Annotated in this window: 16 protein-coding genes; 4 read left to right on the top strand and 12 right to left on the bottom strand. The window is 74.5% G+C overall.

Annotated features, from left to right (window positions below; all coding sequences use genetic code 11):
- The 3 genes from ACGFSH_RS14895 to rho form a co-directional block, all read right to left on the bottom strand.
- Positions 1 to 813, bottom strand: coding sequence for an alpha/beta fold hydrolase (locus ACGFSH_RS14895; RefSeq protein WP_393348453.1), 813 nt, complete (start codon positions 811 to 813; stop codon positions 1 to 3).
- Between the two features lie 176 nt (positions 814 to 989).
- Entirely contained in the window at positions 990 to 2,312 is a 1,323-nt protein-coding gene (locus ACGFSH_RS14890) for a D-alanyl-D-alanine carboxypeptidase family protein (RefSeq protein WP_393348451.1), read from the bottom strand.
- Positions 2,313 to 2,459: 147 nt separating this feature from the next.
- A complete protein-coding gene (gene rho, locus ACGFSH_RS14885) occupies positions 2,460 to 3,599 on the bottom strand; it encodes a transcription termination factor Rho (RefSeq protein ID WP_393348449.1) in 1,140 nt (379 codons plus the stop codon).
- A 401-nt stretch (positions 3,600 to 4,000) separates the two neighbouring features.
- On the opposite strand from rho, the gene ACGFSH_RS14880 reads away from it, so the two are divergent.
- Positions 4,001 to 4,894: a hypothetical protein gene (locus ACGFSH_RS14880; protein WP_393348447.1), complete on the top strand. Its 894-nt coding sequence runs from the start codon at positions 4,001 to 4,003 to the stop codon at positions 4,892 to 4,894.
- A 66-nt stretch (positions 4,895 to 4,960) separates the two neighbouring features.
- Here ACGFSH_RS14880 and ACGFSH_RS14875 read toward each other — a convergent pair whose 3' ends face one another.
- The gene (locus ACGFSH_RS14875; protein WP_393348445.1) at positions 4,961 to 5,368 is read right to left on the bottom strand and encodes a nuclear transport factor 2 family protein; all 408 of its coding nucleotides are present in this window, start codon (positions 5,366 to 5,368) and stop codon (positions 4,961 to 4,963) included.
- Between the two features lie 77 nt (positions 5,369 to 5,445).
- Between ACGFSH_RS14875 and ACGFSH_RS14870 the strand changes: the two genes are divergently transcribed.
- Both ACGFSH_RS14870 and ACGFSH_RS14865 read left to right on the top strand, forming a co-directional pair.
- On the top strand, positions 5,446 to 6,009 hold the full coding sequence (locus ACGFSH_RS14870; RefSeq protein WP_393348443.1) for a PadR family transcriptional regulator: 564 nt from the start codon (positions 5,446 to 5,448) through the stop codon (positions 6,007 to 6,009).
- Between the two features lie 5 nt (positions 6,010 to 6,014).
- Entirely contained in the window at positions 6,015 to 6,806 is a 792-nt protein-coding gene (locus ACGFSH_RS14865; RefSeq protein WP_393348441.1) for a class I SAM-dependent methyltransferase, read from the top strand.
- Here ACGFSH_RS14865 and ACGFSH_RS14860 read toward each other — a convergent pair.
- The 7 genes from ACGFSH_RS14860 to ACGFSH_RS14830 all read right to left on the bottom strand — a co-directional run bounded on the left by ACGFSH_RS14860 (position 6,787) and on the right by ACGFSH_RS14830 (position 12,851).
- The gene (locus ACGFSH_RS14860) at positions 6,787 to 7,542 is read right to left on the bottom strand and encodes a GntR family transcriptional regulator (RefSeq protein ID WP_393348439.1); all 756 of its coding nucleotides are present in this window, start codon (positions 7,540 to 7,542) and stop codon (positions 6,787 to 6,789) included. The genes ACGFSH_RS14865 and ACGFSH_RS14860 overlap by 20 nt on opposite strands.
- Before the next feature lie 165 nt (positions 7,543 to 7,707).
- Entirely contained in the window at positions 7,708 to 8,874 is a 1,167-nt protein-coding gene (locus ACGFSH_RS14855) for a serine hydrolase domain-containing protein (RefSeq protein WP_393348437.1), read from the bottom strand.
- 239 nt (positions 8,875 to 9,113) lie between these two features.
- On the bottom strand, positions 9,114 to 10,082 hold the full coding sequence (locus ACGFSH_RS14850; protein ID WP_393348435.1) for an acetylxylan esterase: 969 nt from the start codon (positions 10,080 to 10,082) through the stop codon (positions 9,114 to 9,116).
- A gap of 86 nt (positions 10,083 to 10,168) precedes the next feature.
- Positions 10,169 to 10,756: a hypothetical protein gene (locus ACGFSH_RS14845; RefSeq protein WP_393348433.1), complete on the bottom strand. Its 588-nt coding sequence runs from the start codon at positions 10,754 to 10,756 to the stop codon at positions 10,169 to 10,171.
- A 145-nt stretch (positions 10,757 to 10,901) separates the two neighbouring features.
- Positions 10,902 to 11,699 carry a ferredoxin reductase gene (locus tag ACGFSH_RS14840; RefSeq protein ID WP_393348431.1) on the bottom strand — a complete coding sequence of 266 codons (798 nt, stop codon included), beginning with the start codon at positions 11,697 to 11,699 and terminating at the stop codon, positions 10,902 to 10,904.
- The gene (locus ACGFSH_RS14835) at positions 11,692 to 12,297 is read right to left on the bottom strand and encodes a sulfite oxidase-like oxidoreductase (protein WP_393348429.1); all 606 of its coding nucleotides are present in this window, start codon (positions 12,295 to 12,297) and stop codon (positions 11,692 to 11,694) included. The genes ACGFSH_RS14840 and ACGFSH_RS14835 overlap by 8 nt, the downstream gene beginning before the upstream one ends.
- A 113-nt stretch (positions 12,298 to 12,410) precedes the next feature.
- The gene (locus ACGFSH_RS14830; RefSeq protein ID WP_393348427.1) at positions 12,411 to 12,851 is read right to left on the bottom strand and encodes a MarR family winged helix-turn-helix transcriptional regulator; all 441 of its coding nucleotides are present in this window, start codon (positions 12,849 to 12,851) and stop codon (positions 12,411 to 12,413) included.
- Positions 12,852 to 13,107: 256 nt separating this feature from the next.
- On the opposite strand from ACGFSH_RS14830, the gene ACGFSH_RS14825 reads away from it, so the two are divergent.
- Positions 13,108 to 13,947 (top strand): putative protein N(5)-glutamine methyltransferase, encoded by an 840-nt coding sequence (locus ACGFSH_RS14825; protein WP_393348425.1) that lies wholly within the window; start codon positions 13,108 to 13,110, stop codon positions 13,945 to 13,947.
- On the opposite strand, the gene ACGFSH_RS14820 is transcribed toward ACGFSH_RS14825, so the two are convergent.
- Complete coding sequence (locus ACGFSH_RS14820) at positions 13,940 to 14,728, bottom strand: hypothetical protein (protein WP_393348423.1); 789 nt, start codon at positions 14,726 to 14,728, stop codon at positions 13,940 to 13,942. The genes ACGFSH_RS14825 and ACGFSH_RS14820 overlap by 8 nt on opposite strands.
- Between the last annotated feature and the right edge of the window lie 83 nt (positions 14,729 to 14,811).

The following is a 14,811-nucleotide window of genomic DNA, read 5'->3' as shown; positions in this document are numbered from 1 at the left end:
TCAGGCCCGGCCGGGCCGGTCCTCGTCGGATCCCTCCCCGCTGCCCAGGAACCCGGTCAGCAGCGGGAGCAGCACCGTCGTGCGCCGCATCAGGGCCATGTGCGTGGTCGCCGGCAGCACGGCCAGTTGCGCGCGCGGGATGAGGCGCTGCATCTCGGCCGCGTGCTCGATGCGCACGAAGTCGGTGTCGCCGATGACGAGGAGGGTGGGCGCGCACAGTCCGCGCAGGTCGTCGGCCGTCCAGGGGAGCGGGGCGTGGGCCGCGGCGGTGCACTTGGCGACGAGGTCCTGGAAGCGCTCGGGATGCGGTGCGACGGCGGTGTAGGCGTCGGTCATCTCCTGGAAGTCGGCCTGGCCCGGCAGCCGCGGCGAGCCGTGGCCGGGGGCGACGACCTCGTCGTGGTAGCCGTCCTGGGAGTACGGGGTCGCGGCGAGCACGAGCCGTCCGACGCGTTCGGGGCGTGCGAGCGCGAGGTGCAGCGCGGTCAGGCCGCCCAGGCTGAATCCGAGCAGGTCCGCCTGTTCGATGTCCAGTTCGTCGAGCAGCGCCACCACGTCGGAGGCCAGGTTCGCCGGTGTCATGGCACGGTCGACGTCGGCGGTGTGGCCGTGCCCCTGGAGTTCGGGCGCCACGACCCGCCGGCCGGCGGCCAGGGCGGGCAGCACGCCCGCGAAGGACAGCCCGACGGTGAGCACGCCGCCGTGCAGGAGCACCAGGGGACGCCCGGCCGCTTCCTCGCCACCGTGGCTCTCGTAGTACATCTCCAGGCCGTTGACCTTGGCGTAGTCGGAGCTGCTCGGCACGTTCACCACGTCCGTTCGGTAGGGGGGCGTCACAGGAGAGACCGTCCGGGCGGACGGAACTCATCGCGGCGACCCCGCCGGCTCCGGCGAGCCGGGCGACACCGGGCCCCTCGGCTCGCGTTCGGCCCACCGGAGCGGGCGCCCGCGGCTCGGTCCGCCGCTCGGTGGGCCGACCGGCCCGCCGGTCATCTCCCGCTGTTACCGCGGCTCGCGAGCCGCAGCACCAGGGCCATGGCGGCCCCGCCGAGCGCGGCTGCCCCCACGACGAGCCCCGCCTCGGACCAGCCGCCGCCGTCCCCGCCGACGTCGGCCCGGAGCGTGGCCGCGCTCGCGGAGGCGGCGGCCGGGGCGGAGCGCGTCGGCGGGACGGAGCGGTCCGACGGCGCGGGGGAGGCCGTCGAGCGCATGGAGGGCCCGTGCCCGGGCGCCGGCGGCGGCGTGGACGCCGCCGCGGGTCCGGACCGGGGGTGAGGTCCCGGGCGCGCCCGCAGAGCGTCGAGCGAACCCACCGGATCGACGTGGCCGGCTGCCGCGAAACCCCAGTCCAGCAGCTTGCGCGCCTCCTCGTAGACCGTGAAGCCGCCGCCCGCCTGAGGGTTCATCACCGTCACGACGAGGGTGCGTCCGCCCCGGCGGGCCGCGGCGACCAGGGTGTTGCCGGCATTGCTGGTGTAGCCGTTCTTGATGCCGATCAGCCCCGGATACGCTTCGACGCCGTCCGCCCCGGTGAGCAGCCGGTTGGTGTTGGCGATGCCGTAGGACCCGTCTCCGTCCCCCGGGAACTGCGCCTCGGCGGTGGCGCAGTAGCGCGCGAAGTCCGGGTTGCGCAGTCCCTCCCGTCCGAACACCGTCAGGTCGTAGGCGGACGACACCTGGCCGGGGGTGTCGTAGCCGTCGGGGGAGCGCACATGGGTGTCCAGCGCGCCCAGGGACCGTGCCTTGGCCTGCATCCGGCCGGCGGTGGCGTCCCAGCCGCCGCTGAGGTGCGCCAGTACGTGCACGGCGTCGTTGCCGGAGTTGAGGAACACGCCTCGCCACAGGTCCGAGATCCGGTAGGTGTGGCCCTCGGCGACGCCGACGAGGCTGCTGCCGGGCCCGATGCCCGTCAGTTCCTCCGGGCTCACCCGGTGCTGGAGCTCACCGGGCAGCACCGGCAGCACCGTCAGGGCGAACAGGGTTTTCAGCGTGCTGGCGGGGGGCAGCGCCCGGTGTGCGTTCGACGCGGCGAGCACCTCGCCGCTCTCCGCGTCGGACACCAGCCACGACAGGGCGGAGACGTCCGGGACCTCGGGCGCGCCGCGGCGCGGCCTGACCTGGGTGCCGGAGCGGTACAGCAGCGCCGGCCGAGGGATCGCCGCGCCCGGTGAGCCGGCTTCGCCCGGCGCGCCGGGCTGCGCCGGGTCCGCGGCGGTCGGGGCGGCGGCCGCCGAGGACCCGAGGGCGAGGACGCCGGCCACGCAGAACGCGCAGGCCGTCGATGCGGCCCGAGAAGAGAATCCGATCGTCATATGATCAACGTAGGAACCCGGGACGGCTTCCCCGCGCTGCCCGTGCCGGACGGGCCCGCGCGAGCACCCGGATGCCGCACGCCCCGCGAACCGCCGCCCTCCGGCCGCACACCGCTGCCCCGCCGGCACCTGCCGGCCGGTGGGTGGCTAGGCGGCGGGCAGCGTGGGCTGGATGCGACGCAGGAAGGCCGCGTTGTCGGGGGTCTCGCGCATCCGCTCCAGGAGGGTCTCCAGGTTCGCCTGGCCGTCCCGCGTCTGGAGGGCCCGGCGCAGGCCGCGCACGGCGGCCGACTCGGCCGGTGAGTGGAGGAGTTCCTCCCGGCGGGTGCCGGAGCCGTTGACGTCGACGGCCGGGAAGACGCGGCGGGAGGCGGGTTCGCGGTCGAGGCGCAGCTCCATGTTGCCGGTGCTCTTCAGCTCCTCGAAGTAGAAGTCGTCGGCGCGGGAGCCCGTTTCGACCAGGGCGGTGGCGAGGATCGTGAGCGAACCGCCCTCCTCGGCGGCGCGCGCCGCGCCGAAGAACCGCTTGGGGCCGATCAGCGCGGTCGCGTCGACGCCGCCGCTGAGGGTGCGGCCGCCCGCGGCCGCCGTGTTGTTGTGGGCCCGGCAAAGCCGGGTCAGGGAGTCGAGGAGGATCACGACGTCCTCGCCCGCCTCGACGAGCCGCTTGGCCCGTTCGACGACGAGTTCGGCCAGGGCGATGTGGTGGGCCGGCGCCCGGTCGAACGTCGAGGCGTACACCTCGCCGCGCACGGAGCGCCGCATGTCGGTGACCTCCTCGGGCCGCTCGTCGAGCAGGACGACCATCAGCCGGGCCTCGGGGTGGTTGCCGGCCACGGCCGCCGCGATCTGCTGGATCAGCACGGTCTTGCCCGTCCTGGGCGGCGCGACGATCAGCCCGCGCTGTCCCTTGCCGACGGGCGTGAGGAGGTCCACGACCCGTCCGGCGAGACCCGACGCGCGGTGTTCGAGCCGGAGGCGCTCGTGGGGGTGAAGGGGGGTCAGGTCGCGGAAGTGGCGGCGGCCGTGCAGGCCGTCGGGGGTGCGGCCGTCGACGCGGGTGACCTCGGTCAGGGTGCGCTGTGCGCCGCGCACCCCTTCGACGAGGTCGCCCTTGCGCAGGCCGTGACGGCGGATCAGCGCGGCCGGGACCTGGAGGTCGTTCGGTGTGGGCAGGCAGTCGGCGGCGCGCAGCCGTCCCTTGCCGCTCCCGTCCACGTCGAGGACGCCGAGGGCGGTCCGGGCCGGGGACTGCTGGAGCGGGGGGTGTTCGAGAGTGGTGGTCATGGTCGCGCGGTCCTTTCACGGACGGAAGGCATGAGGCATGCGAAGAGGGGGAAGCGGCCGCGAGGGGAGGGCGCCAAGCGCGCCTCGGGCGGCGGGAACGGCACCGCGGCACGGCGTAGCAGAGCCGTGGACGGTGGTGCGGGAAAGCCGCTGCACCGGCCGGAGACGGCGGGTGGTGGACGGCGGTTCGAGAGAGAACGGCACTGGCGCCCGGCGGGGCGTACACACGTGCCAATCGCACTGTAGCACAGGCGTTGGCCGGGGCGGGGAAGAGGCGGGAGAGGGCGGGAGAGGCGGGGTGAGGAATCCGGCCTCTTCGAGGTTTACCGCAGATGTCCGCAGAGAGTAACGATCTGTGACGGCGGCGGACTTGACCGCCATATCTGCCTTATCTTCACGTCATGTCCACGCCGCCTCAGTCTCCGCAGCAGCCGGAGCAGCCGTCCGGGGCGCCGGCCCAGCCGAGCGCGTATCCCTATCCGCATCCTCAGTCGCCGGCCGCCGGCGGGCCGATGGGCTTCCCGCCGGCGGCGCCGGCGACCCAGACCGGTCCGCAGAGCATCTACGCGCAGCCCACGCTGGTCGGCCATCCCGTCCAGCCGCAGCCGGGCAACCCCTACGCCCAGCCGGGCCCGTATCCCGTCGTCGGCCCGCCGCCCGCGGGGAGCGGCGGCGGCGCCGGACGGGCGGTCCTGTGGGCCGTGGTCGGGGCGCTGGCGGCGTCGGCCGCGTGGGCGGCGGGAGTCTTCCTGGCCGGGTCCGGGGCCGACGCGGACCTGCGCGGCTACACCGCGCCGGTGAACCTGTGCACGTCCACCGACTACTCGTCCTTCAAGGGGGAGTACACGGCCGAGGACAGCGCCCCGACCCACAACGGCATCAAGGACGAGGCTCTCGACGAGGGCCTGTGCAACATCAGCCTGAAGAAGTCCGGTTCGAGCTACTCGGACGCCTACCTGTACACCCAGCTCGACCTGCACAAGAAGACCGATCCCGGGCCCGAGTTCACCGCCGCGTGGAAGAACTACGGCGACAGCCACAAGGGTTACGACGTGGAGAGCGTCACCGGCATCGGCGACGAGGCCTACCTCGTCAGCGAGGACACCACCTCCGGGTCGAAGAGCGGCTCGGTGTACGCGACGCTCGCCGTCCGGGACGGCTGGGTCACGTACACGATGAGCTACAGCGCCTACTACACCTCGTACGACACCGATACCGATCCGCCGACGCTCGCCGAGGTCTCCGGCTACCTGAAGAACGACACCCGGGCGACCCTGCGCGAACTGCGCGGCTGACGCCCGGCGGGCACGCGTCGCGCGCGGGCGAGGCCCGGGAGCGAGGCCCTTCGGGGGCGCCGGATCTCAGGAGGCGGAGGCCGACCGGGCCTCCGCCTCCCGGACGATGTCGTCGAAGCGCGCGCCCATCGCCGCCGCGAGCGCCTGCGCACCCGACAGGGGACGCACCATGACGGTCAGTTCGTCGATGAGCCCGTCGTCGTCGAGGTGGATGAAGTCGCACCCCGTCAGCCGCCGCTCGCCCACCCGGGCGCTGAACACCAGCGCGTGGTCGCGGCCGCCGTTCCCGTCGAGCTCCCGCTCGTAGCGGAAGTCCTCGAACACCTGCGACACCGCGCGCAGGATCGAGGCGGTGATCGCCTTGCCCGGGTAGGGCTTGAACACGACCGGACTGGTGAACACCACGTCGTCGGCCAGCAGCGCCTCGACGGCGTCGAGATCGCCGGCCTCGACCGCCTCACGGAACGCGCGCATCGGATCACCCCATCGCAGACAGTAAATTTGTTGAGTAGGTGCGGATGACAATAATCATCCGCTGCTACCGTGTCCACATGTCCCTGAAGTACGCCGTGCTGGCCGCCCTGCTGGAGGGCGAGGCCTCGGGCTACGAGCTGTCCAAGGTGTTCGACGTCTCCCTCGCCAACTTCTGGCCCGCCACCCCGCAGCAGCTCTACCGCGAACTGGAGCGCCTGGCTCAGGACGGCCTGATCGAGGCCAGGGTGGTGCAGCAGGAACGCCGTCCGAACAAGCGGATGTTCACCCTCACCGCGGCCGGCCGGGAGGATCTCAGCTCCTTCGCCGTCACTCCACCGCGCAGGCCCACCGCCGTACGGGACGAACTCCTCGTCAAGATCCAGGCCATGGACGCCGGGGACCCCGAGGTCACGCGCGCGCTGATCGAGGAGCGGATGGCCTGGTCGCGCGGCAAGCTCGACCGCTGCGAGCGGCTGCGCGAGCGCATGCTCGACGGACGCGGCGAGGACGAGTACCTGGCCGGGGCGGACCGGATCGGACCCTATCTGACCCTGATGGGCGGCATCACCTTCGAGGAGAGCAACCTGCGCTGGTGCGAGCAGGCCCTGGCGCTCCTGCGACGGCGCGCCGCCGTAGGCTGACGCCGATGTTCAGCCCCGAGGGCCCCACCCTGCGCGAACTGGCCGTCCAGGCCCTGTCGTCCGTCGAGCACGGCTACGACCTCCTGGCGCCGAAGTTCGACCACACGCCCTTCCGCACCCCCGACTCCGTGCTCGAAGCGGTCGCCTCGGCCCTCAAGGGCTCCGGCCCCTACGAGGACGGCCTCGACCTGTGCTGCGGCACGGGCGCCGGGGTGGACGTCCTCGCCGCGGTGTGCCGCACCGGTGTGACCGGGGTCGACTTCAGCGCCGGCATGCTCGACGTGGCCCGCGCGCGGACCCCCGCGCCGGGCCCGCGCGTGTCCTGGGTGCGGGCCGACGCCCGCGCCCTGCCGTTCACGGCCGCCTTCGACCTCGTCGTCAGCTTCGGGGCCCTCGGGCACTTCCTGCCCCGTGAACTGCCGGGGCTGTTCGCCGGCGTGCACGGTGCGCTGCGGCCCGGGGGCCGTTTCGCGTTCCCCGTCCTCGCACCGCCGCGGCCGTCCTCCCCGGCCCACTGGATGCTCCTCGGCTTCGACGCGGCGATGCGCGTGCGCAATGCCCTGTGGCGGCCCCCTTTCGTGATGTATTACCGGGCCTTCCGGCTCGGCGACGTGCGGCGCGCGCTGGAGGGCGCGGGGTTCTCCGTGTCCCTGCGCGCCCTGCCCGAGTTCGGCGCGAGACGCGACGGAAGCCCGCGGGCGCGCCTCGTCGAGGCGGTGCGGGCATCCGGCGCCGACGCCGGCCTGAGCGCAGTGGCGGAGGCCCGGGCCGGGGGCGTCAGGCCGCCGGGAGGGTGAACGCGTAGACCAGCGCCTCGCGCCGGGCGTCCACCACCAGGTCGGTGATCTCCAGGGGGCGCGCGTACTGGTCGTGCACCTGCCGGGTCACCCGCATCGAGGGGGCGTCGTCGAGCGGGGTGATGAGGTCGCGGTGGTGCAGGGTCAGGCCGGCCCGGCGCATCCAGTCGTAGGCCCGTCGCAGCTCGGGAGCGGCGTCGCCGTCGGCGCGGTCGCGGTAGCGGGCCAGCTCCTCCACCTCGCTCAGCGCCACCGCCGAGAACGACGTGACGGCCGTGCGCCGCCCGCGGCCGTCGGCGCGGGCGGACTCGTAGCGGTGCACGAGCGTCGGCCGGTGCGGGGCCAGCCCCAGCGCCTCGGCGTGGCCGGGCGGGGGCGCCTCCCAGCTCACGGCCGCACGGGCCACCGCCGACGGATCGTCGGCGGGCCGCGCGCCCACGGGGAAGGCGAGGAACGACGGCGTGCCGAGCGGCCTGTCCGGCAGGGCCGCGTAGCTGCCCCGCCGGTCGGTCTCGACCAGCCCGTCGCGGCGCAGGACCTCCAGGGCCTGCCGTACGGTCTCCCGGCTGACGCCGTAGTGCTTCGCCAACTGCCGTTCGCTGGGCAGCCGTTCGCCGGGAGCGAGGGTGCCGTCACGCAGCTCGCCGAGCAGCCGCTGAGAGATCCGCCAGTACAGCGGCCGGCCCTCGGGGCTCGGGTGGACGTGGTCGGTGGTGGGGATGGTGCTGCGGGCCATGCCGCGCGCCTCCTGTGGGTGACGTGCCGTGTTCGTGCGGACTCGGTGCGCCACCAGATCTAGCATTGGTCTAAACCACCAGGGAAGGGCGGATCGCCGGATCGGCCGAAACCGGTTCGCCCCGCACGCCCGTCCCGCCCCGTCGCCGGCGCGTCGCGCCCGTCCTCACAGCGAGCGGTAGACGGCGTCGACGAGCGCCGTCTTGCGCGGGTCGTCGGCGATGTGCGGCCCCATCCGGTTCATCACGTACCCCAGCGACACGCCGGCCTCCGGGTCGGCGAGACCGCAGGAGCCGCCGAACCCGTCATGACCGAAAGCGCGCGGGTTGGGGCCGTACGAGCCGTTGGGTCCGCTGAGCCACAGTCCCAGGCCGATCTCCGTCTCGTGGTCGAACCCGGCTCCCAGGACCAGGTCCCGGCAGGCGCCCTGTCCCTCGCGCACCCGCTCGGCCGCCCCGGCGGACAGGACGCGATGCCCGCCGTACGCGCCCCGGCCGGCGAGGACGCCGTAGAGCGCGGCCACGGCCCGCGCCGTGCCGTGCCCGTTGGCGGCCGGGATCTCCGCGGCCCGCCACCCGGGCGAGTTGGCCTCGGCCGCGCCCGCCAGGGGGTTGGTCAGCGCGGCGACGGCCGCGGGCGCCAGCCTGCCGAAGGCCGCCGCCTGTCCGCTCGACGGCGCGGCCGGCGGATGCACCAGCTCCGCCGCCCTCCCGGCTTCCTTCTCCGCGAGCCCGATGGTGAAGTCGACGCCCAGCGGACCGGTCACCTCCCGCTCCAGGAAGGCCCCCGGCAGCAGTCCCGACACGCGCCGGACGACCTCCCCGACCAGGAACCCGAAGGTGAGGGCGTGGTAGCCGGACCGGGTGCCCGGCTCCCACCAGGGCTCGGTGGCCGCCAGGCGCGCGGTGGTCAGCTCCCAGTCGTAGAGCTGCTCCAGCGAGTGCGGCTCGCGCAGCCCGGCCAGTCCGGCCCGGTGCGAGAGCAGATGCCGTACCAGCACCCCCTCCTTGCCCGCGGCGGCGAACTCCGGCCAGTACGCGGCCACCGGGGCGTCGAGGTCCAGCAGCCCCCGGTCGGCGAGGACGTGCGCGCACAGTGCCGTCGGCCCCTTCGACGTGGACCACACGTTGACCAGCGTGTCCCGTTCCCACGCGCGCGTGCGCGCCGGGTCGGCCCAGCCGCCCCACAGGTCGGCCACCGTCACGCCGTCGACCGTCACGCTCACCGCCGCGCCCAGCTCGCCCCGGGCGCGGAAGTTCTCCTCGAAGGCGGCGCGCACCGCGGCGAACCGCGGGTCGCAGTGGCCGTGAACCTGGGGAACGTGCTCGGACATGGGCCCTCCGTGGTCCGCCGGAACGCACGGGCCGCGAGAATGCGGCCCGGCCCTTGAACGTACCGACTGGTCGGACTGGAGGGAAGGCCGTGGGCCCGGATCGCCCCCGCGGTACCGCCCCGGGGCGTCCGGGGCGGCACGGCCCGGGACCGCCCGGACCGGCGGCGCGCCGTTTCCGCGGTGGCGCGCGTCGGCGGGTGTCGGGCTGCGGGCGTCGGCGCCTGGCGCCGGGTGCCGGCTCAGATGTACGAGCGCAGCCAGCCCAGCTTGGCCGCCTCCTGGTAAGGGCCGCCGCCTTCATGGTCGTTGAACTCGTACACCTCGATCTGCTTGTCCGCGTGCGCCCATGCGTTGAAGGCGGCGAACACCGTCGAAGGCGGGCAGGTCTGGTCCTCCAGCGCGGCCGAGAACAGGGCCGGGGCCGAACCGCGCGAGGCGAAGTGGACGCCGTCGAAGTAGGAGAGGGTGCGCAGTACGTCCTCGGTGCGGCCGCGGTGCGTCTTGAGGAACAGGCCTATCTCCCGGTACGGGTGACGGTCCGTCAGTGTCGCCGCGCGGGGGAAGTCGCACAGGAACGGCACGTCCGGCGCGATCGCCGCCAGGTCGGGCACCAGGCCGCCCACGGCGATCGTGATGCCGCCGCCCTGGCTCCCGCCGACGGCCGCGGTGCGCGAGGCGTCGGTCAGCGGATGCGAACGGGCCGCCTCGACCGCGCGGACGCCGTCCGTGAACACCCGCCGGTAGTAGTAGTTCTCGGGGGCGTCGATGCCCCGGGTCATGAATCCGGGGTACGAGGGCGCGCCGCCCACCGGGTCCGCGGTGCCGCCCCCGCCGCCCCACGCGCTGCCCTGACCGCGGGTGTCCATGATGAAGTGCGCACGGCCCGTCGACGCCCACAGCAGGTGCTCGTGCGGCAGCCCCCGTCCGCCGCCGTACCCGACGAACTCCACGACCAGGGGGAGCGGCCCTTCGGCCCCGGCGGGCAGGGTCAGCCAGCCCTTCACCGGGTGACCGCCGAACCCGGCGAACGTCACGTCGTACACCCGCACCGTCGTCAGACCCGTCTCGACCGGCTCGAAGCGGGCGTCCAGGTCGTGTTCGCGCGCCTCCTGGAGCGTCTTGGACCAGAACGCGTCGAAATCCTCCGGAGCGACGGAGTCGCTGCGGTACTCGCGCAACTCGTCGCGGGACAGGTCGAACAGGGCCATCGAGGACCACCTTTTGTCACTTGCCCATACGAATGATCACACCGTACGTGGGGCGCGGGAGGCGTCGCCAGGGTGCCGTGGACGCTTCAGGCGGGCCTGCGCCGGGTCCACTGCGGCTCGGTGAGCGCCCATTCGCGCTCCCACTCGGCCAGCCGGTGCCGCATCGCCACACGGCGGACGGCGGCGTGCCCGAGCAGGACCGTGGCGGCCGAGCCGCCGGCCACGCAGACGCCCAGGGTGAGGGTGTGCTGCCACACCATCGTGTCGTTCGGCGGCGGCGCGACGCTGCGGCCGTGGCCGTCGAACCAGACGTCCACCACGTCTCCCCGGTGCGTGCCCGCCGGCACCCGGGCCGTCGCCGTGCGCGCGTGGCCGCCCGGCGGCGCCCACCGCACGCTCACCGAGACCCTCTGCTGTCTGCCGCCCTCGACGGAGGGCACGGTCTCGGGCGGGCGGCCGACCACCTGCGCGCTCACCCGGTGCCGGTCCGCCCGCTGGCGGAGCGCGGCCGCCTGGGCGTCGTCATGGGCCCAACGGCCCGCGAGCGCCCCCGCCAGGGGCGCGACCACCAGCAGCAGCGCGGCGACGACCAAGGCCGTCCACGCCTCGACGACATCCGACCGGCGCCGCAGCGGATTGTCCCGCCGACGCCAGCCGCGCACCCCGCTTCGCATGTCGACCTCCTCGCCGTCACGCGTACGAGTGCCCACCGCAGGGAGGTACCCCGTCCGGAGTACATCGTTTCACGCATCGTTCGCGACGGCCCCTCGGCAGCCGCGGCGGCGGCCCGCGCGGCCCGGCCCCCTGCCCCGGCCCGTGTCAGCCGAAGCGTTCGATCCTGATGCGGTCGACCGGCTGCCCGGCCGCGACCAGCAGCCGCGACGCGTGCTCGGCGAACCCGTTCGAGCCGCACACGTACGCCTCCCAGCCGCCCGCCGGTGGCCCGGCGAGCAGCGGCGCCAGGTGTTCGGCGCCGAGCCGCCCCACGGGCGTGCCGCGGGGCGCGGTCCGGGTGAACACGCGTGTCGTCTCCGCGCCCAGTTCGCGCGCGTAGATCAGTTCCTCGGGGCCGCGTGCGGAGACCACGAGCCGCAGCGGCACGTCGAGCCCGCGCGCGCGGTGGTGGCGGACCATCGACATCAGCGGGACGATCCCGGAGCCGGCGCCGATCAACAGGGCGGGCCGGTCGCCGGGCCAGGCGAAGAAGCCGCTGAGCGGGCCGCGCACCTCGATCTCGTCGCCCGGCTCGGCCGTGCTGTGGAACCAGCCAGAGACCTCGCCGCCGTCCACGTGGTCCAGCGTCAGCTCGATGTGCCCCTCGTCGTCGGGCGCGGACGCGATCGAATAGTGCCGCTGCGCGGTGTAGCCGTCGGCGGCGGTGAGCCGCAGCATCAGGTGCTGGCCGGGCAGATGACCCGCCCAGGCCGGGGCCCTGAACCGGAAGGTGGACGCCCAGGGGGTCTCCCGGCGGATCTCGGTCAGCGTCACCGTCTGCCATGCGGAGGCGGCCTCGTCGGCCACGGCGATCCGGCCCGGCACGGCGAACCGGGTCGCGGGCGTGAACGTCCCCGAAGGGGGAGCGGCGGGCGGGGCCGGGGCGGCGGAGGTCTCAGTCACCGGAGTACCTCTGTTCCTCCCACGGGTTGCCCCGCGCGTGGTAGCCGTTCTGCTCCCAGAATCCCGGTTCGTCGTGGTCGAGGAGGCGCAGGCCCGCGATCCACTTGGCGCTCTTCCAGAAGTACAGGTGCGGCACCAGCAGGCGGGCCGGACCGCCGTGCTCGGCCGGGAGGGGCCGGCCGTCGTGGTCCCAGGCGATCCAGGCCCGTCCGCCGGTCAGGTCGGACAGCGGCAGGTTCGTGGTGTACCCGGTGTGCGAGTAGGCCACCACGTGGGTGGCGGACGGCTCGGGCCGCACGGCGTCCAGGAACGCGTCCAGGCTGACGCCCCCGAACCGCACCCCGAACTTCGACCAGCTCGTGACGCAGTGGATGTCGCCCTCGTAGACGGACTCCGGCAGCGCGTGCGCCTCGTCCCAGTTCCATGTGCGGGGGGCCCGGACCAGTCCGTCGACGCGGAAGGTCCAGTCGGCGGGCGCCAGGTCCGGCGTGACCTCGGCGGAGAGCACGGGCCAGTCGTCGCCGGCGTCGTACTGGCCGGGGGGAAGCCCCGGATCGGCGACGCGGGGGCGTCCGGTGAAGCCTCGGGTGACGTTCATGGGGTTCCAGCGTGAGGACGGCGGATGGTCGTGCGGTCCACGGTACGTGCAAGTCAGGGGCGTCCCGCACGGGGTCCGCCCGTCGGTCGCCAGGCGGCGGGCGGACTCCCGGGTCAGTCGGCGTCCGGGGCGTGGCCGGGCCCCGCGTTGTAGCGCACGAGGTACCGCGCGAACCGTTCCAGGTCCCCCGGCGCCCACCCGGCCAGGCGCTCGTGGAAGGCGGTGCGACGGCTCTCGGTGACCTGCGCGAGGATGCGCTGTCCGGCGTCGGTGAGGTGGAGGACCTGGACGCGGTGGTCGTCGGGATCCTGGCGCCGGGCGATCAGACCGGCGCGTTCCAGGGCGGCGACCTGCCGGCTGACGGTGGACTTGTCCAGCGCGTAGTGCGCGGCCAGGTCGGTGGCCCGGCAGCCGTCGCTCTCCTCCAGGTGGCCGAGCAGCGTGTACGACACCAGCGACAGCTCGGGATGCAGCCGCCCCGCCGACGCGCGGGCCCGCCGGGCGAAGCTCGTCATCTCCCGCTGGATCGTCTCCACGGCCTCGGCTGCTTCCACCGGTCCTCTCCTCCCACGTCCCCGCACCCCCTCGGTTGTATAATACAACTGGAGCGGCCGGAGCTGTCATGAACAGGGGACGGGCGCTGCGGTAGGGTGGCCGACGGCCGTGGAGGGTCCCGGCCGTGCGAGTCCTGGGAGGTGAGACCCATTACCGCTGTGTCAGGTCGGGTGCTCCCCTCTCGTGACGGCGTGGACCGCCGCGCCCCAGCGATCGCGTGAGCGCCCTTCGGCTCCCCGAAAGGCTCTCGGCTCCATGCCTCCCCTCACCCCTCCCGCCTCTTCCTCGTCCTCCGCGCGCCCTCCGTCCTCCGCGTGGCACGCGTCGTCCCGTGACGTGCTCGTTCCCGTCCTGCGCGCCGCCGGGTGCGTCTTCGCGGAGGAGGAGGCGGAGCTGATCCTCGACGCCGCCTCCACCGCGGACGAGGCCGCCGCCATGGCACGCCGCCGTGCGCAGGGCCTGCCCCTCGAACACGTCGTCGGCTGGGCCGGGTTCCACGGACTGCGCGTCGGCGTCGAACCGGGCGTCTTCGTGCCCCGCCGCCGCACCGAGTTCCTCGTCGACCAGGCGCTCGCCGCCGTGCCGCACGCGTCGGTGGTGGTGGACCTGTGCTGCGGCTCGGGGGCGGTCGGCGCCGCCCTGGCCGCCTCTCTCGGGCCGGTCGAGCTGCACGCCTGCGACATCGACCCGGTGGCGGTCGCCTGCGCGCGCCGCAACCTCGCCGGGTACGGCGGACACGCCTACGCCGGCGACCTGTTCGGGCCGCTGCCCGCGCGGCTGCGCGGCCGCGTCGACATCCTGGCCGCCAACGTGCCGTACGTCCCCAGCGACGAGGTGCCCCTGCTGCCGGCCGAGGCGCGTGAGCACGAGCCGCTCACCGCGCTGGACGGCGGCGGCGACGGGCTGGACGTGCTGCGCCGGGTCGCCGCCGGGGCGCCGCTCTGGCTCGCCCCCGGCGGCTGCGTCCTCGTCGAGACCGGCGAGCACCAGGTCCCGGCCGCCGTGGAGGCGTTCACCCGCGGCGGTCTGACGGTCCGGGTGGCGCGGGACGAGGAGCGGTCCGCCCAGGTGATCCTGGGGACCGTGCTCAGGTAGCGGCGCCGCCGGCCGTGGAGCCGGGGGAGCGGCCGTGGCCGCCGCGGTCCCACGGCCCGTGCCCGGGGAAGCCGTCGCGGCGGTCGTGGTCGTTGCCGTTGCCGTTGCCGTGGTCGTCGTCGCGTCCGTGCTCGCCGAAGGAGCCGGACAGGACCCGGTCGGCCGTGTTCGTGTCACCGGCACGGGTTCCGACGACGAACACGGTGTCGCCCTTCTTCGGCGCTGCGGTCCCGGAGCCCGGGGCGCCGTCGGCGAGGACGCGCGTGTCCTTGCCCAGCGTCCACGTCCACGAGAGGCCGTCCGCGCTCTTGACGGTGAGACGGGTGTCGTCCGCCTTCTCGACGGCGCCCCGCTGCCAGACACGCACGACCCAGTCACCGGTGCGCGGATCCTTGACGGTCGCCTCGCCGTGGGCCGCGTCGGCGCCGAGGCCGAACCAGGGGCCGCCCCGGCCGTGCCGTCCGCCGGGCCCCTCGGAGGAGGAGGCCGACGGCGTCGCGGACGGCGAGCCGCCGCCCGAGCCGTCCGCCGTGGCGGCGTACGCGACGGTGCCGCCCAGCGCCAGGACGGCGACGGCCGTGGCCGCGATCAGCGCCCGCGCGCGGGCGGAACGGCGAGGCCGCGGCGTCCGCGCCGGGACGTCCGCGCGGTGCCCTGCGCCGTCGGCCGGTCCCCGCACCTCCCGGAGCGCTTCGGCCTCCGGAGTCGGCCGCCGCGGATCCCGTGGGCCGTACGGTCCTTGCGGTCCTTGCGGTCCCAGCGGTTCGTGCGGCTCCTGCATGGCGGCTCACCCTCCTCGGCGACGAACGGCTCCGCTCCTGTCACGCCTCTCTGCGATTGTCCGCGGCGCCGGTTGAAGAAGCG

This window comes from Streptomyces sp. NPDC048481 (genome assembly GCF_043200075.1).
GTDB lineage: Bacteria > Actinomycetota > Actinomycetes > Streptomycetales > Streptomycetaceae > Streptomyces.
This window is presented reverse-complemented; position numbering and strand designations above follow the sequence as displayed.